Genomic DNA, 19,690 nt, shown 5'->3' on the forward strand with positions numbered 1-19,690 from the left:
GAGGGCTGAACTTGGCTTTGATATACAGTGTAACTGCGGTGATGATAATGGGTATTGTGGCTTCGCTTGTTTAATATTCTCAAGGACGTTTCCGGATGAGAACAGGCTGTCATGAAGAGACCATTCTCTGGTGTTGTCCTTCTAATAATAATTAAGGAAGATGAAATGGATATCGCTCTTTTTCCCGGTCAGAGTCGGCGTCAGTGGGTTGATACAATGATCAATCTTGAGGCCAGGAAACTTGTGAATACCGCAAATACGGTTGCGGCCATGCACCTCAGTGATTCATTGACCCGTCTGAAATTCGTAGATGAAATAAGACAGGTTGTCATGCAGCAGTTTGATGCAGCAAGGCGAGCCAGGAACGATGACGACAGCATTACCTGCCTGAAAAAACTCAGGGCTGAGAATGAGAGCCTGCTTGAACAGTCACGCATGCTGAAAACCGGTTATGCCCGGCTCTACGCTGAAGTTCAATATGTAACTGAACAGAATAAAGTTGTTGGATACTTCATTTCCGGGATAAAAGTCGTTCTTGCAGGCGTTCAGGCGGTGTTTGGCGGAGTGATGATAGCCACCATGACACCTGTAGGGATGCTTGCCGGTGCAGTGCTGGTCGGTGATGCTCTAAATACGGTATCAAGAGAAGTGGCCCGCCAGTTTCTGCATGAACCGACCTCTGAGGGGATTCTTGCAGACGGCGCTATGTCCGTGGCGGAGTTTATGGGGTTCAGTCGCGATGTCGGCCTGGGGGTCTTTAATGCAACCACCCTTGCCGCCAGCGTGTATGGTGTGTTCGGGTTGACTGGTAGAGCGGAGGCCTGGCGGCTTTTTCGTTACCTCCCAGGTGATTATTTCCGCAAAGTAGAAACAATGTCTGCGGGTAAACTGAGTATGAAAGTTCTGGGATGGGGCGTCAGTGCGAAGGTGGTACTGGAACGACTTACCTCTGATGACCGGAATCGCTGATATGCGACCTCATCAACTTCCATGATTTGTATCCGAGTTTGACTGGCATCACCAGAAGCAGCACAACTAATAGGAATATGACGGCAACTGCACAGGAGATAATGTGGGTAGGACTACCAAAAATCGCTGTAAGCAGGGTAATGATCGCCATTCCGCCGGCGATCCAGGTTACCGACAGGAAATGACCGGATAGATCCTTCAGAATCTTGTCCAGGGAGTCCCCGGTTGCCTGGTGGCGTTTAATCTTTTCAATATCCTTACTTGTGAAACCTGCCGCGATAAGTTCCTGGTTCTCCACCGTCATTCTCTCCTTCTGAACTGATTAAAAAAGCATACACTATTTATTAGTACCTTTTCTTCCGTCTTTTACGTTCACTATCCGAAATGTGTCGATATTGCCCTATGTTTAGGTATCCAACGGATCCTAAATCTCTCTGATTTGCCGCGATTGAGTAAAACAAGCCATTTTCTTAACGTCCGCTCCTGGCGCAACGAGGACCATCTGAAATGGTTAAGTTTGATACCGGGGTGGAGACGAAAAAAATCCACGCAATTGCGTGGATTTTATAGTTTTTTACTATGCTCATGAGGTTCAATGAAACCTCACGAGACAACAAATTTAATTTAGACGTTGAACAGGAAGTTCATTACATCGCCATCTTTGACGATATAGTCTTTACCTTCCGCACGCATCTTACCGGCTTCTTTCGCCCCTTGTTCGCCTTTGAAAGCGATGAAATCTTCATAGGCGATGGTCTGGGCGCGGATAAAGCCTTTTTCGAAGTCGGTATGGATTTTACCGGCAGCCTGCGGCGCGGTCGCGCCAACCGGGATGGTCCATGCGCGAACTTCTTTCACGCCAGCGGTGAAGTAGGTCTGCAGGTTCAGCAGGGCGTAACCGGCGCGGATCACGCGGTTCAGGCCCGGCTCTTCGAGGCCCAGTTCAGCCATGAACTCGTCACGCTCTTCGTCATCCAGCTCGGCGATATCGGCTTCAACGGCGGCGCAAACGGGAACCACGACGGAACCTTCTTGCTCAGCGATAGCGCGAACCTGGTCGAGGTACGGGTTGTTCTCGAAGCCGTCTTCGTTGACGTTCGCGATGTACATGGTCGGTTTCAGGGTCAGGAAGCTCAGGTAGCGGATCGCTTCTTTCTCTTCTTTGCTCAGATCCAGCGCGCGGAGCATACCGGCGTTTTCCAGCTGCGGCAGGCATTTTTCCAACGCGGCCAGCTCCACTTTCGCGTCTTTATCGCCGCCTTTCGCTTTCTTGGAAACGCGATGGATAGCGCGCTCGCAGGTATCAAGGTCGGACAGCGCCAGCTCGGTGTTGATAACATCGATATCTTCCGCCGGATCGACTTTACCCGCGACGTGGATGATATTGTCGTTTTCGAAGCAGCGGACCACGTGGCCGATCGCTTCGGTTTCACGAATGTTGGTCAGGAACTGGTTACCCAGACCTTCGCCTTTGGACGCGCCTTTTACCAGACCGGCGATATCAACGAATTCCATGGTCGTCGGCAGGATGCGCTGCGGCTTGACGATCTCAGCCAGTTTGTCCAGACGCGGATCGGGCATCGGTACGACACCGGTGTTCGGCTCGATGGTACAGAACGGGAAGTTGGCCGCTTCAATACCTGCTTTAGTGAGCGCATTGAACAGGGTGGATTTGCCGACGTTGGGCAAACCGACGATACCGCATTTGAATCCCATGATTTAAATCACCTTAATCTTTGGATAATCAGTCTGTTATGAATAACAGACTGTAGAAAAGTAAATAGCTTCGCCTATTATACACGGTGCGCGGCAAAAATTCCGCACGTCGACCGCTTATTGCGCTTTAAAGGCATGCAAACGGTTGGTTGCTTTGGTCAATCCGTCTTTCAGCCAGACCTCGGTGCAGCGCGCCGCTTCGTCAACCGCTTCGTCAATCAGCTTCTGTTCGCTGGCCGGTGGTTTACCCAGCACGAAGCCGACAACTTTATTTTTGTCGCCCGGATGGCCTATTCCGACGCGTAAGCGGTGAAAGTTCGGGTTATTGCCGAGTTTACTGATGATGTCCTTCAGGCCGTTGTGGCCGCCGTGTCCGCCGCCGAGTTTAAATTTGGCGACGCCGGGCGGTAAATCTAGCTCGTCGTGGGCGACCAGAATTTCATCCGGATTAATACGGTAGAAGGTGGCCATGGCCGCCACGGCCTTGCCGCTAAGGTTCATAAAGGTGGTCGGCACCAGCAGACGCACGTCTTCCCCGGCAAAGTTGATGCGCGAGGTATAGCCGAAGAATTTGCTCTCTTCACGCAGCGGCGCGCGGTGACGCTCCGCCAGTAAATCTACGTACCAGGCGCCGGCGTTGTGCCGCGTCGCTGCGTATTCCGCACCGGGATTGGCCAGGCCGACAATCAGTTTTATCGTCACTTTTTATTCCTGCATGGGTCGTTCTTTGGCGCGTAGTGTACTGTCTGCGGCGGCGCTTGACAAAATTCTACCGACGAAACGGTGTCGCCATTGATAATTTCCGTGTTGAACCATTAGAATTTGATGTTGTTCAGTAGCTTATTTGTAAACTTTTGTTGACCAGATGTTCCCGAATGTGATCACCAACGCAATCACTCTTATCCCCATTGTCTATACTTAACCTATAAATTTTGGGGATATTCCCAAGTAGCCCAAGGTCCGGAGGTGACATATGAAACGCAGAAACGCTTCGTTACTCGGTAACATACTGATGGGTTTAGGGTTGGTCGTGATGGTTGTCGGCGTTGGTTATTCTATTTTAAACCAACTTCCGGAACTTAATCTGCCGCAATTCTTCGCTCATGGTGCGGTGTTAAGTATTTTCGTCGGTGCGGTATTGTGGCTGGCGGGCGCCCGTGTCGGCGGCCATGAAAGAGTCACCGACCGTTACTGGTGGGTCCGCCACTATGATAAACGCTGCCGCCGCGACCAGCATCGCCACAGCTAACTGAATTCAGCTCGTCGGATATTCTTTTCTTCCGGCGAGCGTTTTTCTTCTATCGCCCTTATTCAACGGGCGATGTCCGTGCCTCTCTGTTTGACTTTTTGTTGCCTCGCCGCCTTCACCATCGCTTGTTTCTGTGTACCGATGGAGGGAACCCGGATGATGCCTGATATGCCCGGTTGGATGCGGCAGTCCCAGCGGCCCGCCGCGCGATAATCAGATATCCGCCAGCGCCGCATTGCGGTCAGGGTAGAAACTCAGGCGTCCGGGGATGGGTTGGACGCCTGCGCGCGCCAGGGTGCGCAGCGGCTGGAACTCGAGATTCGATACCCGTAATTCACAGCCTTCCGGCAGGCGTTGAACAAAGCGCAGGAAGGCGTCAAGACCACCGGCGTCCAGTACCGGCACCGCATCCCACTTCAGCACCACAATGCGTTTTCCCTCAAGCCGGCTTTCGAGATCGGTAAACAACCCTTCCGCGGCGGCAAAGAACAGCGGCCCGATAACCCGCAGCACCAGCACATCCTCCGGTACATCAACGTTAACCGGCGCGAGGCGCGTCATGCGCGCGATGCGACGCATAAATAGCAGCGATGCCAGCACGATACCGACGCTAATGGCGATGACCATATCAAACAGCACGGTCAACGACATACACATCAGCAGGACGATGATGTCGTCTTTCGGTCCGTGGCGCAGCAGGTTGATCACCTTATGCGCTTCACTCATGTTCCATGCCACCATCAGCAGTAGGGCGGCCATCGCCGAGAGCGGCAGCCAGGAGAGCAGCGGCGCGAGGATCAGTAACGCGAGGATCACCAGTAGCGCGTGGATCACCGCCGAGATTGGCGATGTTGCTCCGGCGCGCACGTTAGCCGCGGAACGGGCAATCGCCGCAGTCGCGGTAATACCGCCGAAGAACGGTGCGACGATATTGCCCAGCCCCTGGCCGATCAGCTCGCTGTTGGCTTTGTGCTTGGTGCCGGTCATGCCGTCGAGCACCACGGCGCAGAGTAGGGATTCAATGGCGCCGAGCATCGCCATGGAGAAGGCGGCAGGTAGCAGCGCCTGCAGCGAAGCCCAGCTCAGAGTGAAATCAGAACCTGGCATATCCCACGGCAGCACCAATTGCGGCAGTAGCTGCGGGATACCGTTACCCTGGCTGCCGTCGGCGAGTATGTAGTGGAACTGGGAACCGATGGTCGCCACGTGGCCGCCGAGCAGATTGACGATACCCATCACCGCACAACCGGCCAGTAATGCGGGCAGGTGCCCCGGCAGGCGGATGCCCAGCCGCGGCCAGAAGATGAGAATGCCGAGCGTGACGACGCCGATAGCCGCGTCACCAATGTTGATCGTCGGCAGCGCCATCGCCAGCGCGCCGACTTTCTGCAGATAGTGCTCCGGTACGTGCACCATCTGCAGGCCGAGGAAGTCTTTAATTTGCATGGTACCGATGGTGATACCGATACCGGAGGTAAAGCCGAGGGTGACCGACAGCGGAATATATTCAATCAAGCGGCCAAAACGGGCGAGGCCGAAAAGGATTAAGAAAATACCCGACATCAGCGTCGCCACCAGCAGGCCTGCAAGGCCAAACTGTTGCGATACCGGATAGAGGATCACCACAAATGCCGCGGTGGGGCCGGAGACGCTAAAGCGCGAACCGCCGGTCAGAGCGATCACAATCCCCGCGACCGCCGAGGTGTACAGACCATACTGCGGCGCCACGCCGCTACCTATTGCCAACGCCATCGCCAGCGGGATAGCAATAATCCCGACGGTTATCCCGGCAATCACATCGCGGGTGAAGCGCGATGCAGTGTATTTTTCTTTCCAGCAAGCGTCGATGAGGGCGCGGAAAGGCATCACATGTGAGGAAAATAATTTATTCACAATAATGTTTCATCCATGGGCGCATCATCTGTCAACTGAATGGCAGGTGAAGGAGGCATTAGTCATACAAATATGAATCAGAGACAAAAAAACCCGCCGCAGCGGGTTTTTCGGCCGGGCTCGATTAGTGCTCGAACATAGCAGAAATTGATTCTTCGTTGCTGATACGACGAATCGCTTCGGCCAGCATACCAGACAGCGTCAGGGTACGGACTTTATCCAGCGCTTTGATTTCCGGCGTCAGCGGAATGGTATCGCAGACGACGAATTCATCAATCACAGAGTTTTTAATGTTCTGGATAGCATTGCCGGAGAAGATCGGGTGCGTTGCGTAGGCGAATACGCGTTTCGCGCCGCGCTCTTTCAGCGCTTCCGCGGCTTTACACAGGGTGCCGCCGGTATCGATCATGTCATCAACCATCACGCAGTCACGGCCAGCAACGTCGCCGATGATGTGCATCACCTGGGAAACGTTAGCGCGCGGACGGCGTTTGTCGATGATAGCCATGTCGGTATCGTTCAGCAGTTTGGCGATAGCGCGGGCGCGGACGACGCCGCCGATGTCCGGAGAAACCACGATCGGGTTGTCCAGATTCAGTTGCAGCATGTCTTCCAGCAGGATTGGGCTACCGAAGACGTTATCAACAGGAACATCGAAGAAGCCCTGAATCTGTTCGGCGTGCAGGTCAACGGTCAGCACGCGGTCAACGCCGACACTGGACAGGAAGTCAGCGACGACTTTCGCGGTGATAGGCACACGCGCAGAACGTACGCGACGGTCCTGACGGGCATAGCCGAAGTAAGGGATTACCGCGGTGATACGGCCTGCAGAAGCGCGACGCAGGGCATCAACCATAACAACCAACTCCATCAGGTTGTCGTTGGTGGGAGCACAAGTGGACTGGATGATGAAAATATCACCACCGCGTACGTTTTCGTTGATTTGTACGCTGACTTCGCCGTCGCTAAAACGACCTACAGCGGCGTCGCCAAGAGAAGTGTACAGGCGGTTGGCAATACGTTGTGCTAGTTCCGGGGTGGCGTTACCAGCAAAAAGCTTCATATCAGGCACGAGAAGAACCTCAGGCATGCGTCCAGTGGTGGATGAAACGGGCCATTAACTGTGCGGGCCGGCGCCATCTCATCCAGGCGGTGTATTAAAGAGCACGATGCAACGTCTGGAACAGGGTGACGTTGTCACCGATACTCTGTTTGCCCGGCAAACTTGCCGTTATTCATGCAAAAGCAGAATTACTTCAGTAGGGCTTGCTTCAGCGGCGAGACATTAATTCCTCGCGCAACAAAGCCTTGCAGCCATTCCGGGGCTTTTTCCAGCACCTGACGAGCAGCGGATTCAGTGTCAAATTCAGCAAAGACACAGGCCCCTGTGCCAGTCAGGCGCGACGGCGCGTATTCTAACAGCCAGGAAAGCGTTGCATCAACCTCACGAAAACGTTTTCTTGCGATAACCTCGCAATCGTTGCCGAATTCACAGTTTAGTAAGGTATTAATTGACCTGCTTGGGGTATTCCGTGGTAAGTCCGGATCGCGAAAAATGATCGGTGTTGGGATGCTTACCCCCGGATGGGCCACCAGATACCATTTTTCCGGTGGGTCGACCGGGGTCAGAATTTCGCCGACGCCTTCGGCAAATGCCGCGTGACCGCGCACGAATACCGGGACATCGGCGCCGAGCTGAAGCCCGAGGGTCGCCAGCTCGTCTTCGCTAAGCCCGCAGCCCCACAGGTGGTTCAACGCCACCAGCACCGTGGCGGCGTTAGAGGAACCACCGCCTAAACCGCCGCCCATCGGCAGGCGTTTATCGATACGGATATCGGCGCCGCTGCCCGCCGGCAGTTGGCCGTGAGATTCAGCCGCGGTCATCAACAACCTGGCGGCGCGAATAATCAGGTTTTCTTCGTCCGGCACGCCGTCGACGGGCGTTAACAGCCGTAACTTCCCGTCGCGACGGGGTTCAATGGTCAGCGTATCGCCATAGTCGAGAAACTGGAACAGCGTTTGCAGGGTGTGATAACCATCGGCGCGCTGGCCGGTGATATACAAAAACAGGTTCAGTTTTGCAGGAGCGGGCCAGCGACTCATCATTTCACAATCCAGTTATCCATTTTCAGCTTGATGCGCTGGCTGCCGTTGTTCAACTCCATATTCGACGGCAGGGTCGGTGTGGTGTCGTTGGTATAGCCGCTATAGGTGACGTGCCAGGTTTTACCATTCTGCGTGTAGTTCAGCTCGCGCAGGCGGTACTGATCATCCAACGAATAGTCGGTGGCGTCGCCCGGCAGACCGATAATCCACTGACGCAGTCTGTTTAGCGGGATTGGCATACCGGTCAGGCGGCCAATCATCTCTTCGGCATCGGTGGCGTTATAGGTCTGGCCCTTGTTATCGATCAGCTGCACGCTGCCCGGCTGCGCGGTCAATGACAGCTCGGTGCTGCCAAGCGGGTTGGTCAGCAGCAGGCGATAGCGATCCTGACCGGTTTGCTGCCAGAAGAAGCGGGCATACACTTTCTGCTCATCGGAAAGATACGCAAACGCCCCGCGAGTCTGGAACTGATGCAGATTGCGGACATCTTGCTGGTGCTGGCGCCACTGCGGCGAATCCGGGCTTTTGCCGGGGCCTTGCGGCGGGTTGTTGATTGCACAGGCGGTCAGAACGAGGCTTGCCAACGGCAGCAGGCGGAACAGTCGATTCATAATGATGACAAATCCTTGATGTCTACAGTGAAATGCGGCGACTGGATGGTTCGCACACCGATTTGTGTAGCGGGTTGCAATAATAACCCTTAATGCTAGCGTCGCTGGCCGATAGCGTCTACGTTCAAGTTGTCTGAAATCAAAAAATTACCGTTACTGGCTGTTAAACCCTGTCTATTACTCCAAAAGGGGAGCGTCTCTTTTATTGATTACGCGCATCCTGTATGATGCCCTCAGACTAACCTTAGCAACGCTGGTACTATTCCCTCACCATGACCCTTTTAGCTCTTGGCATCAATCATAAAACAGCTCCGGTAGCGCTGCGAGAACGCGTAACGTTTTCGCCGGATACGCTCGATAAGGCGCTGGAGAGCTTACTGGCTCAGCCAATGGTGCAGGGCGGGGTCGTGCTATCGACCTGTAACCGTACCGAGTTGTATCTCAGCGTTGAAGAGCAGGACAACCTGCAGGAAGTGTTGATTCGCTGGCTGTGCGATTACCACGGCCTCAACGAAGAAGATCTGCGTAAAAGCCTCTACTGGCATCAGGATAATGATGCCGTCAGTCACCTGATGCGCGTCGCCAGCGGTCTTGATTCGCTGGTTCTCGGCGAACCGCAAATTCTCGGCCAGGTGAAGAAAGCCTTCGCCGACTCCAGCCGCGGCCATCTCAATGTGAGCGAACTGGAACGCATGTTCCAGAAGTCGTTCTCGGTGGCCAAGCGCGTGCGTACTGAAACCGACATCGGCGCCAGCGCGGTCTCTGTCGCATTCGCCGCCTGTACGCTGGCGCGGCAAATCTTTGAATCACTCTCCAGCGTGACGGTGTTGTTAGTCGGCGCGGGCGAAACCATCGAACTGGTCGCCCGTCATCTGCGTGAACACAACGTACGTAAGATGGTGATTGCCAACCGTACCCGCGAACGCGCGCAGGCGCTGGCGAATGAAGTCGGGGCGGACGTTATCGCCCTTAGCGATATCGACGAGCGGCTGAAAGAAGCCGATATCATTATCAGTTCTACCGCCAGCCCGCTGCCGATTATCGGCAAAGGTATGGTCGAGCGCGCGCTGAAGGCGCGTCGCAATCAGCCGATGCTGCTGGTGGACATCGCGGTGCCTCGCGATGTCGAGCCGGAAGTCGGCAAGCTGGCCAACGCCTATCTATACAGCGTCGATGACCTGCAAAATATCATTCAGCACAATCTGGCGCAGCGTAAGGCCGCGGCGGTGCAGGCGGAATCGATTGTCGAGCAGGAGACCAGCGAATTTATGGCCTGGCTGCGCGCCCAAAGCGCCAGCGAGACTATCCGCGAATATCGTTCCCAATCCGAGCAGGTTCGTGAAGAACTGACGGCGAAAGCGCTTGCTGCGCTGGCGCAGGGCGGCGATGCGCAGGACATCATGCAGGATCTGGCCCGTAAGCTAACCAACCGCCTGATCCACGCTCCAACCAAATCTCTTCAGCAGGCTGCCCGTGACGGGGATGATGAACGCCTGCATATTCTGCGCAACAGCCTCGGGCTGGAATAGCGCACATTTCTCTTTTTAAAGACAGGGTGAATTCACGCCTATGAAGCCTTCTATTGTTGCTAAACTGGAAGCTCTGTACGAACGCCATGAAGAAGTTCAGGCGCTACTTGGCGATGCCGCCACTATTGCCGACCAGGACCGTTTCCGCGCGCTGTCGCGTGAATATGCCCAGCTGGGTGATGTCGCCCGCTGTTATACCGACTGGCGTCAGGTGCAGGACGACATCGACACCGCGCAGATGATGCTCGACGATCCGGAAATGCGCGAAATGGCGCAGGAAGAACTGCGCGATGCCAAAGAAAAAAGCGAAGCGCTGGAACAGCAATTGCAGGTCCTGTTGCTGCCGAAAGATCCGGACGATGAACGTAACGCTTTTGTGGAAGTCCGCGCCGGAACCGGCGGTGACGAAGCTGCGTTGTTCGCCGGCGATCTCTTCCGTATGTATAGCCGTTATGCCGAAGCCCGTCGTTGGCGCGTGGAAATCATGAGCGCCAACGAAGGCGAACATGGCGGATTTAAAGAAGTGATTGCCAAGATCAGCGGCGACGGCGTGTATGGCCGTCTGAAATTTGAATCCGGCGGGCATCGCGTACAGCGCGTGCCGGCGACCGAATCTCAGGGGCGTATCCACACCTCCGCTTGTACCGTGGCGGTGATGCCGGAGTTGCCGGAAGCCGAAATGCCGGATATTAACCCGGCGGATCTGCGCATCGATACCTTCCGTTCTTCTGGCGCGGGCGGCCAGCACGTCAACACCACCGACTCTGCGATCCGTATTACCCACTTGCCGACCGGTATTGTTGTCGAGTGTCAGGACGAGCGTTCGCAGCATAAAAACAAAGCCAAAGCGTTATCAGTACTGGGCGCGCGTATTCGCGCCGCTGAAGTAGCCAAACGTCAGCAGGCGGAAGCGTCTACCCGCCGCAACCTGCTGGGCAGCGGCGACCGTAGCGATCGCAACCGTACTTACAACTTCCCGCAGGGCCGCGTGACCGACCACCGCATCAACCTGACGCTGTACCGTCTGGATGAAACCATGGAAGGCAAACTGGATATGCTGATCGAGCCGATCGTGCAGGAATTCCAGGCTGACCAGCTGGCAGCCCTTTCCGAGCAGGAATGATGACCTTCCGACAGTGGCTAACTCAGGCGATAGCCCGGCTCGGCGCGAGCGATAGCCCGCGTCGTGATGCCGAGATCCTGCTGGGTCACGTCAGCGGTAAAGCGCGAACCTGGATCCTCGCTTTCGACGAAACCGTACTGACGAGCGGGCAATTAGCCGAGCTGGAAGCGTTGCTGAGCCGCCGTGTCAACGGCGAGCCGGTGGCCCATCTGGTCGGCCAACGCGAATTCTGGTCGCTGCCGCTGTTTGTCTCACCGGCGACGCTGATCCCGCGTCCGGATACCGAATGTCTGGTTGAGCAGGCGTTGGCCCGTCTACCGCAGACGGCATGCCGGATCCTCGACCTTGGTACCGGTACTGGCGCTATCGCGCTGGCGCTGGCCAGCGAGCGCCCGGATTGTCTGGTGACCGCCGTTGATTTTATGCCTGACGCCGCCGCGCTTGCCGCGCGCAACGCCGCCCATCTCGCTATCGACAACGTGACTGTCCTGCAGAGTGACTGGTTTAGCGCGCTCAGCGGGCAGTCGTTCGCGATGATCGTCAGCAATCCTCCCTACATCGACGAAGCCGATCCGCATCTTGCCGAGGGTGATGTCCGCTTTGAGCCGAAAACGGCGTTGGTTGCCGCCGATCAGGGGCTGGCCGATCTGGCGCATATCATCCGCGAGGGGCGGCAGTTTCTGCTGCCCGGCGGTTATATGCTACTTGAACACGGCTGGAAGCAGGGCGAGGCGGTACGCGGGCTGTTTAACGACGCGGGCTACCGCGATGTCGCGACCTGCCGCGATTACGGTGATAACGAACGTCTGACTCTCGGGCGTTGGCCGCACAAGGAGCAAGCTGGCGAATGAATGTATTAACGACCGTACTCTATTTACATATTACCTGCGTGGTGGTGTCCGTCGGGCTTTTTGTGTTGCGCTACTGGTGGACCTACAGCGGCAACGCGTTGCTGAATCAGCGCTGGGTGCGCATTGCGCCGCACTGTAGCGATACGCTGCTGTTCCTCAGCGGCGCCGGATTAATGGCGATAACACACTATCTGCCGTTTACCGAAGACGGCGCATGGCTGACTGAAAAGCTGTTTGGCGTTATCATTTACATCGCGTTAGGATTTATTGCGCTGGGCCGACGTCGCCCGCGCCGTCAGCAGACCCGGTTTATCGCCTTTCTGCTGGCGCTGGTGGTGTTGTTCGTTATTGTCCAACTCGCCATCACAAGAATACCGTTACTGGGGTAAGGCATGAGGTCATTAGCTGATTTCGAATTTAACAAAGCGCCATTGTGCGAAGGCATAGTCCTCATTTCTGAATTGATCCGCGACGATTTTCCGACGCACTTCGTGCAGGATGAGCTGGAGCGGTTGTTAAAACTGGCGCAGGAAGAGATTGCCGCTTCCTGGGACCAGGAGCGTCAGCTCGACCGGCTGCTGGAGTTGTTCTACCACGAGTGGGGCTTCGGCGCGTCGCAGGGTATCTACCGCCTGTCTGATGCGTTATGGCTGGATAAAGTACTGGTTAATCGCCAGGGCAGCGCGGTCTCGCTGGGGGCGATTCTGTTATGGATCGCCCAGCGTTTAGCGCTGCCGGTGGTGCCGGTGATTTTCCCGACGCAGATGCTGCTGCGCGCGGACCCGGACACCAGCGAAGAGATGTGGCTGATCAACCCGTTCAACGGCGAGACGCTCGATGAACACACGCTTGAGGTGTGGCTGAAGGGCAACATCAGCCCGGTGGCCGAGCTATTCAACGAGGATCTCGACGAGGCGGATAACGCCGAAGTGATTCGCAAGCTGCTCGACACCTTGAAATCGGCGCTGATGGAAGAGCGGCAGATGGAACTGGCCCTGCGCGCCAGTGAAGCGCTGCTGCAGTTTAATCCGGAAGATCCGTATGAAATTCGCGACCGTGGGCTGATTTACGCCCAGTTGGAGTGCGAACACGTGGCGCTGCTGGATCTCAATTATTTTGTTGAGCAGTGCCCGGAGGATCCGATTAGCGAGATGATCCGCGCGCAGATCAACACGATTTCGCACAAACAAATTACATTGCATTAGTCTGGAACCATTCCGGTTACACCCTGATAAGGCGATCTTATGAAACAAAAAGTGGTTAGCATTGGTGATATCAACGTAGCAAACGACCTGCCGTTCGTGCTGTTTGGCGGAATGAACGTGCTGGAGTCCCGCGATCTTGCGATGCGTATCTGCGAACATTATGTGACCGTCACGCAAAAGCTGGGCATTCCGTATGTGTTCAAAGCCTCTTTTGATAAAGCCAACCGTTCTTCCATTCACTCCTATCGCGGCCCGGGTCTGGAAGAAGGGATGAAGATTTTCCAGGAGCTGAAGCAGACTTTCGGCGTGAAAATCATCACCGACGTTCACGAAGCCAGCCAGGCGCAGCCGGTGGCCGATGTGGTTGACGTGATCCAGCTGCCTGCGTTCCTCGCGCGCCAGACCGATCTGGTGGAAGCGATGGCCAAAACCGGCGCGGTTATCAACGTGAAAAAACCGCAGTTCGTGAGCCCGGGTCAGATGGGCAATATCGTCGATAAATTCATCGAAGGCGGTAACGACAAAGTTATCCTTTGCGATCGCGGCGCGAATTTCGGCTACGACAACCTGGTTGTGGATATGCTGGGCTTCGGCGTGATGAAGAAAGCCTCCAACAACTCGCCGGTTATCTTTGACGTGACCCACGCGCTGCAGTGCCGCGACCCGTTCGGCGCCGCATCCGGCGGCCGCCGCGCGCAGGTGACCGAACTGGCTCGCGCCGGGATGGCGGTCGGTATCGCGGGTCTGTTCATCGAAGCGCACCCGGATCCGGAACACGCGAAATGCGACGGCCCGTCCGCGCTGCCGCTGGCTAAACTGGAGCCGTTCCTGAAGCAAATGAAAGCGATCGACGATCTGGTGAAGAGCTTCGACGAGCTGGATACCAGCAACTAAGCCTCGTTGAGAGCGAAAAAAGCCTGCCGGTTTCGCAACCGCCAGGCTTTTTTATTACCCGTTATTCGGCAGGTTTACGGCCTGCCGAAGAGGGTTATCAGGCGAAAATCGTCATCAGATAGGCGGCAAACAGCGCCAGGTGCGCCGCGCCGTTGAGCACATTAGTGCGCCCGGTGGAGAACGAGATATGGCACAGCACCAGCGACGCCACCATGACCACCATTTCCGGCGCGCCAAGACCGAAGCGCAGCTCGTTACCGGTCAACCAGGCGATAAGGGTGACGACCGGCACGGTCAGTGAAATCGTTGCCAGCACCGAGCCGAAGAACAGGTTCATGGCGCGCTGTACCTGATTGTTCAGCACCGCTTTCAATGCGCCGAGCCCTTCTGGCGAGAGGATCAGTAATGCCACCAGGAAACCGGTAAAGGCCACCGGCGCGTTCAGGCTGGTCAGTAACGTCTCCAGCGGGTGCGCGTTCATTTTGGTGACGGCAATAACCGCGACCAAATGCACCAGCAACCAGGCGGTGTGCCAACCGCTGCTGTGCGCCGACGGCTTACCGTGGTGCGGGTCGTCATCGTCACTGTCATCTTCATGCTCGTAGACAAACAGATTCTGGTGGGTTTTGGTCTGAATCAGTAGGAATACGCCGTACATTGCCGCGGAAATCAGCGCCACCAGTAACGCCTGGCTGGTGGTAAAGTTTGCGCCCGGCAGCGCCATGGGGAACACCAGCACAATAATCGCCAGCGGGAAGAGGGCAATCAAGTACTGCTTGATACCAAACAAATTCATATATTGGGTGGCGAATTTACGCCCGCCCAGCAGCAGAGAGAAGCCGACCAGGCCGCCGGTGACGATCATAATGATCGAATACAGTGTATCGCGCATCAGCGTTGGCGCGGCATCGCCGGTGGCCATTAACGCGGAAATCAGGCTAACTTCAAGAATCACCACCGACAGGCTCAAAATTAACGAACCATAGGGCTCGCCGAGGCGGTGGGCAAGGACGTCGGCGTGGCGGACCACGCTGAATGCGCTGCTCAGAATTCCGACCAGCGCCAGAATATTAATCGCAACGACCACTGGTAGTGACTGACTGCTTCCCCAGAGAAACAGCACTACCAGTGCTAAAACCGGAAAAACGAGGGAGGTCTCCTTGTGGCGGGTCTTTACCGCCTCATGTGCTTGGGTCATGAACCATCTCCATTTGTGCAGGTGTTATAATTATAGATAACGTAAGTTGATAAAATAACAGATATTGATTAATTCAAGATGATTTTTTACTTAAATTTACGGCTATGAAGAGATAATTTGTCAAGTTAGCTATAAATAATTTTTATTACTGTTTTATTGTTATGATTCATGTGATTACTAAATAATGTTTATCACTCTTCTTGCTGTTTTCACCGCCTGTAAATAGGTTCCTGAACGCATTTTCTTTTGCTTCAGAATGCCATCCGCCCCAGATGGAGAAAATGAGACCTCGTTCATCGTCGCCGCGAAATTGAACGCTATCCGCCTTGCTAACGCGCCATTCATTGCTTATTGAGCTATAAAGCTGGATAATAATTCAGCAATATTTCACGGATGGCACAGATTATCGCCGGGAAGCAGGCAGTGGCGGAGGTAGTAGAACGTGTTAACTCGTGATTTCTTAATGAATGCGGATTGTAAGACGGCGTTTGGCGCGATTGAGGAATCGCTGCTCTGGTCCGCAGAGCAACGGGCCGCCTCGCTGGCGGCAACCCTGGCCTGCCGTCCGGATAGCGGCTCGGTGTGGATCTTCGGCTATGGTTCGCTGATGTGGAACCCGGCGCTGGAGTACCGCGAATCCTGTACCGGCACCTTGCCGGGCTGGCATCGCGCTTTTTGTCTGCGCCTGACTGCCGGTCGCGGCAGTGCTTGCCAACCGGGCAGGATGCTGGCGCTGAAAGAGGGCGGGCGTACCACCGGCGTAGCCTACCGGCTGCCGGACGAGACGCTGGAACAGGAACTGACCCTGCTGTGGAAGCGGGAAATGATCACCGGTTGCTATTTGCCGACCTGGTGCTGCCTCGAACTCGACGATGGGCGCACGGTCAACGCGCTGGTGTTTATTATGGATCCCCGTCATCCATTGTATGAATCCGATACCAGCGCGCAGACTATCGCGCCGCTGATCGCCAGCGCCAGTGGGCCGCTTGGCACCAATGCGCAATATCTTTTTTCGCTGGATCAGGAGCTGCGTAAGCTTGGCATGCGCGACGCCGGTCTTGACGATCTGATTACTCAGGTGCGGCATCTGGTAGGGGAATCCAGCCAACCCGGGCTGGCATAAAAACGCCCGGGCTACCGGGCGTGGCAAATCAGGCAGGGACGTAGCTAATGGAGTGTTCCAGCGACTGGCTGTGGCTGTCGATGAGCACGTTCCAGGTGCCGCTGTAGGGCACGGTCAGATAAGCGTTGTCCCTGTCCTGCACGCTCAAAATATCCGCGTGGCTGTCGCCAGCGGCCTTGGCGCTCATTAAGTGAATATGACAGCGCTCGGAACAGCGCACCACCAGCGTATCACCGCCGAATAACGTCAAACTTGCTTTTACCATTGCCATTTTCATACCCCGTTTCTGTCTCTGAATACATCATCCTGCGCGTGATATTGTTCACACTTTGCTCGTTGCATAACACCAAAGGGGGAGCCTGCGGATGATGATTTCGATCAACAAAATGGATAACGATTAAACAAAAATGACAATCGTCCTGAAAGCATTTAGCTGGCGTACTTTTGCATTAGTAAAGGCCGCCAGACTGACATTTAATCCCGCTCGCGGGAGCTAACTCAGAAGGTTAGCACTTTCTCTGCCGCCAGCGTCCACTGCGCCAGCTCAACCAGCGTTCCTACCTCTACGCCATCCACCAGCGGCAAATGGGTGATCCCTCGGCCATCGGTGCAGGTCTTGCACAGCTTCACCGGCACATTCTGCGCGGTGAGGATTTCCAGCATCTGCTGAATATTGTAGCCTTCCGCCGGTTTTTGCCCGCGCAGGCCGGCGGTCACCGCATCGGACATTAAAAACAGCTTCAGGTCGAGGTCCGACGCCTGTTCGCGCAGGGCGATAGCCAGACGCAGGCTATTAAACAGGGATTCACTGCCGTAAGCAGCACCGTTGGCGACAATCACAATACGTTGCATAAAGACTCCTTTTATAAGGCATGGTTATTGCTTAACTCTGCCTGAAGACGGAATTCGGGAAGGGGTATGAATAATACGACTGGCATGACGCCTGAGGCAATCGGCTGATTTCATTATGCGCGTCAATGGCAAAAACCACCGTTGAATGACCACACATCGCCGGGCGCATGGTACAGAGCTGGTGGCGAGCAATTCCAGGACGCAGGTTTGAGGTGATGGGGAAATAAATGCCACCAGCTTCAGTATATTCCTGGAATTATCCGGAGGGCTGCGGGGAAGGGCAAAAGACGTTAAACTAACGCGATGCTATTATTCCCCGTGAGTTTACGTTAATCCGTTCGATGCCTTTGCTGTCCCGCGTGACCCCATCATTAATGCTCCTCCTGCTGCTGACAGGCGCTCCCGCTTATGCGCTAATCACTAACGATAGCCAAACTTCGCCGCCAACCGCGCTGCCCGATCTGGGGATCGCGCCGCAGGTCGACGACGATGCGAAACATTTCGCTGAGGTAGCGAAGACATTCGGTGAAGCCAGTATGAGCGATAACGGGCTGACCACCGGCGAACAGGCGCGAATGTTCGCCATCGGTAAAATTGGCAATGAGTTCAGCCATCAGCTGGAAAGCTGGTTGTCGCCGTGGGGCAATGCCAATATCGACCTGCTGGTGGATAAAGAAGGCAACTTCACCGGCAGCAAGGGCAGTTGGTTTGTGCCGTTGCAGGACAATGACCATTACCTGACCTGGAATCAGTATTCGGTCACCCGGCGTGAGAACGATATGGTGGGGAATATTGGTCTGGGGCAGCGCTGGCGGGTCGGCAGTTGGCTGCTTGGTTATAACTCGTTTTACGACAAAGTGCTCAGCGAAAGCCTGGCGCGCGGCAGCGTCGGTGCGGAGGCCTGGGGCGAATACCTGCGGCTGTCGGCGAATTACTACCATCCGCTTGGCGACTGGCAACTGCGGGAAAACCAGACGCAGGAGCAACGGATGGCGGTGGGCTATGATGTTACCGCCCAGGCGCGGTTGCCGTTTTATCAGCACATCAACACCAGCGTCAGCGTCGAGCAATACTTCGGCGATAGCGTCGACCTTTTTCATTCTGGTACTGGTTACCACAACCCGGTGGCGGTCTCGGTAGGGCTGAATTACACCCCAGTGCCGCTGGTCACGGTGACCGCAAAACATAAACAGGGTGAAAATGGCGTCAGTCAGAATAATGTCGGCCTGAAACTTAACTATCGTTTCGGGGTACCGTTGAAACAGCAACTGGCGGCGGATGAGGTGGCTATCAGCAATTCGCTGCGCGGCAGCCGCTACGATAGCCCGGAACGCGATAATTTGCCGGTGGTGGAGTATCGCCAGCGTAAGAATCTGACCGCGTATCTGGCAACGCCGCCATGGGATCTGCAGTCCGGGGAAACGGTACAGCTGAAGCTGCAAATTAATAGCCTGAACGGGATTAAATCGCTGCACTGGCAGGGCGATACTCAGGTGCTAAGCCTGACGCCGCCGGTTAATGCTGACAGCCCGGATGGCTGGAGCGTGATTATGCCGGTATGGAATAGCGAACCAGGCGCGGTGAATCGCTGGCATTTGTCGGTGGTGGTTGAGGATAAATCGGGTCAGCGCGTCTCTTCCAATGAGATCGCACTGGCGCTGACCGAGCCGCTGGTCATGTTTACGGCTCCAGGCGTCTCCTGGACGGCGTCGCCTTAGAAGATGCGTTCCTGGTGAACCCAGACGGCGGCTTCAACGCGTGACTTCAGCTTCATTTTCTTCAGCATGTGTTTCACGTGTACTTTTACGGTGCTTTCGGTGATATCCAGACGGCGGGCGATCATTTTGTTCGGCAGCCCCTGGGCAATCAGCTTCAGAATATCGCGCTCGCGCGGCGTCAACTGGCTGATGTCGCGATCGGACGTCGCGCGGTTGGCGCGCAGGCTGGCGGCCAGTACCGGCGTTAACGCTTCGCTTAATACCATTTCGCCCGCAGCGGCCTGTTGCAGCGCCTTCAGCAAATCTTCTGGCTCCATGTCTTTCAACAGATAACCATCGGCGCCGCGTTTCAGCGCGGTGACCACGTCCTCTTCATGATTGGAAACGCTGAATACGACCACACGGCCGGAGAGCGATTTCTCGCGCAGCTTATCGAGCGTTTCCAGACCGTTCATGCCCGGCATATTAAGATCCAGCAAAATCAGGTCCGGATCCAGCGCTTCCGCCAGTTCGATACCTTGTTCGCCGTTGCTGGCTTCGCCGATAACCTGAATGTCCGGCGCCATGCTAATCAGTTGTTTTACGCCAGTGCGTAGCATGGGATGATCATCAATGAGCAGGATGGTTGCCCGTTCCTGTTGACTCATAAGGGT

21 protein-coding genes are annotated in these 19,690 nt (G+C 55.5%); 10 read left to right on the top strand and 11 right to left on the bottom strand.

The annotated features are described in order from the left end of the window. Positions 1–165 precede the first annotated feature (165 nt). On the top strand, positions 166–969 hold the full coding sequence (locus tag PYR66_09435) for a DUF4225 domain-containing protein (GenBank protein ID WEF29893.1): 804 nt from the start codon (positions 166–168) through the stop codon (positions 967–969). Here the strand turns inward: PYR66_09435 and PYR66_09440 are convergent. The 3 genes from PYR66_09440 to pth form a co-directional block, all read right to left on the bottom strand. Further along, positions 944–1,273 (bottom strand): hypothetical protein, encoded by a 330-nt coding sequence (locus PYR66_09440; GenBank protein ID WEF29894.1) that lies wholly within the window; start codon positions 1,271–1,273, stop codon positions 944–946. The two genes, PYR66_09435 and PYR66_09440, sit on opposite strands and share 26 nt — an antisense overlap. Positions 1,274–1,593: 320 nt before the next feature. Further along, on the bottom strand, positions 1,594–2,685 hold the full coding sequence (ychF, locus tag PYR66_09445) for a redox-regulated ATPase YchF (protein WEF29895.1): 1,092 nt from the start codon (positions 2,683–2,685) through the stop codon (positions 1,594–1,596). Positions 2,686–2,802: 117 nt separating this feature from the next. Next, the gene (gene pth, locus PYR66_09450; GenBank protein WEF29896.1) at positions 2,803–3,387 is read right to left on the bottom strand and encodes an aminoacyl-tRNA hydrolase; all 585 of its coding nucleotides are present in this window, start codon (positions 3,385–3,387) and stop codon (positions 2,803–2,805) included. 271 nt (positions 3,388–3,658) lie between these two features. On the opposite strand from pth, the gene ychH reads away from it, so the two are divergent. Beyond that, positions 3,659–3,934, top strand: a complete 276-nt coding sequence (ychH, locus tag PYR66_09455; protein ID WEF29897.1) for a stress-induced protein YchH — start codon at positions 3,659–3,661, stop codon at positions 3,932–3,934. Between the two features lie 213 nt (positions 3,935–4,147). Here the strand turns inward: ychH and dauA are convergent, their stop codons facing one another. From dauA to lolB, 4 genes are all read right to left on the bottom strand, one after another. Further along, entirely contained in the window at positions 4,148–5,827 is a 1,680-nt protein-coding gene (gene dauA / locus PYR66_09460; protein WEF29898.1) for a C4-dicarboxylic acid transporter DauA, read from the bottom strand. Positions 5,828–5,951: 124 nt separating this feature from the next. Then, the gene (gene prs / locus PYR66_09465) at positions 5,952–6,899 is read right to left on the bottom strand and encodes a ribose-phosphate diphosphokinase (protein WEF29899.1); all 948 of its coding nucleotides are present in this window, start codon (positions 6,897–6,899) and stop codon (positions 5,952–5,954) included. Positions 6,900–7,078: 179 nt separating this feature from the next. After that, positions 7,079–7,930, bottom strand: coding sequence for a 4-(cytidine 5'-diphospho)-2-C-methyl-D-erythritol kinase (gene ispE / locus PYR66_09470; protein WEF30400.1), 852 nt, complete (start codon positions 7,928–7,930; stop codon positions 7,079–7,081). Next, positions 7,930–8,544 (bottom strand): lipoprotein insertase outer membrane protein LolB, encoded by a 615-nt coding sequence (gene lolB / locus PYR66_09475; GenBank protein WEF29900.1) that lies wholly within the window; start codon positions 8,542–8,544, stop codon positions 7,930–7,932. Before lolB ends, ispE begins: the two co-directional genes overlap by 1 nt. Positions 8,545–8,816: 272 nt before the next feature. On the opposite strand from lolB, the gene hemA reads away from it, so the two are divergent. From hemA to kdsA, 6 genes are read left to right on the top strand one after another with little or no spacing between them, the layout of a single operon-like run. Then, positions 8,817–10,073 (top strand): glutamyl-tRNA reductase, encoded by a 1,257-nt coding sequence (gene hemA / locus PYR66_09480; protein WEF29901.1) that lies wholly within the window; start codon positions 8,817–8,819, stop codon positions 10,071–10,073. Positions 10,074–10,113: 40 nt separating this feature from the next. Beyond that, complete coding sequence (prfA, locus tag PYR66_09485) at positions 10,114–11,196, top strand: peptide chain release factor 1 (GenBank protein WEF29902.1); 1,083 nt, start codon at positions 10,114–10,116, stop codon at positions 11,194–11,196. Next, positions 11,196–12,047, top strand: a complete 852-nt coding sequence (prmC, locus tag PYR66_09490; GenBank protein WEF30401.1) for a peptide chain release factor N(5)-glutamine methyltransferase — start codon at positions 11,196–11,198, stop codon at positions 12,045–12,047. Before prfA ends, prmC begins: the two co-directional genes overlap by 1 nt. Beyond that, complete coding sequence (sirB2, locus tag PYR66_09495) at positions 12,044–12,436, top strand: invasion regulator SirB2 (GenBank protein ID WEF29903.1); 393 nt, start codon at positions 12,044–12,046, stop codon at positions 12,434–12,436. The genes prmC and sirB2 overlap by 4 nt, the downstream gene beginning before the upstream one ends. A 3-nt stretch (positions 12,437–12,439) precedes the next feature. Next, on the top strand, positions 12,440–13,252 hold the full coding sequence (gene sirB1 / locus PYR66_09500; GenBank protein ID WEF29904.1) for an invasion regulator SirB1: 813 nt from the start codon (positions 12,440–12,442) through the stop codon (positions 13,250–13,252). A gap of 39 nt (positions 13,253–13,291) precedes the next feature. After that, a complete protein-coding gene (gene kdsA, locus PYR66_09505; protein WEF29905.1) occupies positions 13,292–14,146 on the top strand; it encodes a 3-deoxy-8-phosphooctulonate synthase in 855 nt (284 codons plus the stop codon). A gap of 97 nt (positions 14,147–14,243) precedes the next feature. On the opposite strand, the gene chaA is transcribed toward kdsA, so the two are convergent. Beyond that, positions 14,244–15,344, bottom strand: coding sequence for a sodium-potassium/proton antiporter ChaA (chaA, locus tag PYR66_09510; GenBank protein ID WEF29906.1), 1,101 nt, complete (start codon positions 15,342–15,344; stop codon positions 14,244–14,246). A gap of 442 nt (positions 15,345–15,786) precedes the next feature. On the opposite strand from chaA, the gene PYR66_09515 reads away from it, so the two are divergent. Next, complete coding sequence (locus PYR66_09515) at positions 15,787–16,467, top strand: gamma-glutamylcyclotransferase (GenBank protein WEF29907.1); 681 nt, start codon at positions 15,787–15,789, stop codon at positions 16,465–16,467. A gap of 28 nt (positions 16,468–16,495) precedes the next feature. Here PYR66_09515 and PYR66_09520 read toward each other — a convergent pair whose 3' ends face one another. Both PYR66_09520 and PYR66_09525 read right to left on the bottom strand, forming a co-directional pair. Beyond that, positions 16,496–16,738 (bottom strand): DUF1883 domain-containing protein, encoded by a 243-nt coding sequence (locus tag PYR66_09520; protein WEF29908.1) that lies wholly within the window; start codon positions 16,736–16,738, stop codon positions 16,496–16,498. A gap of 227 nt (positions 16,739–16,965) precedes the next feature. After that, complete coding sequence (locus tag PYR66_09525) at positions 16,966–17,319, bottom strand: DsrE/DsrF/TusD sulfur relay family protein (GenBank protein WEF29909.1); 354 nt, start codon at positions 17,317–17,319, stop codon at positions 16,966–16,968. Positions 17,320–17,660: 341 nt separating this feature from the next. On the opposite strand from PYR66_09525, the gene PYR66_09530 reads away from it, so the two are divergent. Next, positions 17,661–19,037: a YchO/YchP family invasin gene (locus PYR66_09530; GenBank protein WEF29910.1), complete on the top strand. Its 1,377-nt coding sequence runs from the start codon at positions 17,661–17,663 to the stop codon at positions 19,035–19,037. Here PYR66_09530 and narL read toward each other — a convergent pair. Beyond that, positions 19,034–19,684: a two-component system response regulator NarL gene (narL, locus tag PYR66_09535; protein WEF29911.1), complete on the bottom strand. Its 651-nt coding sequence runs from the start codon at positions 19,682–19,684 to the stop codon at positions 19,034–19,036. The two genes, PYR66_09530 and narL, sit on opposite strands and share 4 nt — an antisense overlap. Between the last annotated feature and the right edge of the window lie 6 nt (positions 19,685–19,690).

Origin of the sequence: Klebsiella aerogenes (assembly GCA_029027985.1) — a bacterium.
GTDB lineage: Bacteria > Pseudomonadota > Gammaproteobacteria > Enterobacterales > Enterobacteriaceae > Klebsiella > Klebsiella aerogenes_A.

What these genes read in the sequence shown, in the direction of transcription:
- PYR66_09440 (WEF29894.1), bottom strand. Translation starts at nt 1,273, where the DNA reads ATGACGGTGGAGAACCAGGAACTTATCGCGGCAGGTTTCACAAGTAAG.
- PYR66_09520 (WEF29908.1), bottom strand. Translation starts at nt 16,738, where the DNA reads ATGGCAATGGTAAAAGCAAGTTTGACGTTATTCGGCGGTGATACGCTG.
- PYR66_09525 (WEF29909.1), bottom strand. Translation starts at nt 17,319, where the DNA reads ATGCAACGTATTGTGATTGTCGCCAACGGTGCTGCTTACGGCAGTGAA.
- PYR66_09435 (WEF29893.1), top strand. Translation starts at nt 166, where the DNA reads ATGGATATCGCTCTTTTTCCCGGTCAGAGTCGGCGTCAGTGGGTTGAT.
- sirB1 (WEF29904.1), top strand. Translation starts at nt 12,440, where the DNA reads ATGAGGTCATTAGCTGATTTCGAATTTAACAAAGCGCCATTGTGCGAA.
- hemA (WEF29901.1), top strand. Translation starts at nt 8,817, where the DNA reads ATGACCCTTTTAGCTCTTGGCATCAATCATAAAACAGCTCCGGTAGCG.
- lolB (WEF29900.1), bottom strand. Translation starts at nt 8,544, where the DNA reads ATGAATCGACTGTTCCGCCTGCTGCCGTTGGCAAGCCTCGTTCTGACC.
- sirB2 (WEF29903.1), top strand. Translation starts at nt 12,044, where the DNA reads ATGAATGTATTAACGACCGTACTCTATTTACATATTACCTGCGTGGTG.
- PYR66_09530 (WEF29910.1), top strand. Translation starts at nt 17,661, where the DNA reads ATGCCTTTGCTGTCCCGCGTGACCCCATCATTAATGCTCCTCCTGCTG.
- ispE (WEF30400.1), bottom strand. Translation starts at nt 7,930, where the DNA reads ATGAGTCGCTGGCCCGCTCCTGCAAAACTGAACCTGTTTTTGTATATC.
- kdsA (WEF29905.1), top strand. Translation starts at nt 13,292, where the DNA reads ATGAAACAAAAAGTGGTTAGCATTGGTGATATCAACGTAGCAAACGAC.
- chaA (WEF29906.1), bottom strand. Translation starts at nt 15,344, where the DNA reads ATGACCCAAGCACATGAGGCGGTAAAGACCCGCCACAAGGAGACCTCC.
- ychF (WEF29895.1), bottom strand. Translation starts at nt 2,685, where the DNA reads ATGGGATTCAAATGCGGTATCGTCGGTTTGCCCAACGTCGGCAAATCC.
- ychH (WEF29897.1), top strand. Translation starts at nt 3,659, where the DNA reads ATGAAACGCAGAAACGCTTCGTTACTCGGTAACATACTGATGGGTTTA.
- prfA (WEF29902.1), top strand. Translation starts at nt 10,114, where the DNA reads ATGAAGCCTTCTATTGTTGCTAAACTGGAAGCTCTGTACGAACGCCAT.
- prmC (WEF30401.1), top strand. Translation starts at nt 11,196, where the DNA reads ATGACCTTCCGACAGTGGCTAACTCAGGCGATAGCCCGGCTCGGCGCG.
- narL (WEF29911.1), bottom strand. Translation starts at nt 19,684, where the DNA reads ATGAGTCAACAGGAACGGGCAACCATCCTGCTCATTGATGATCATCCC.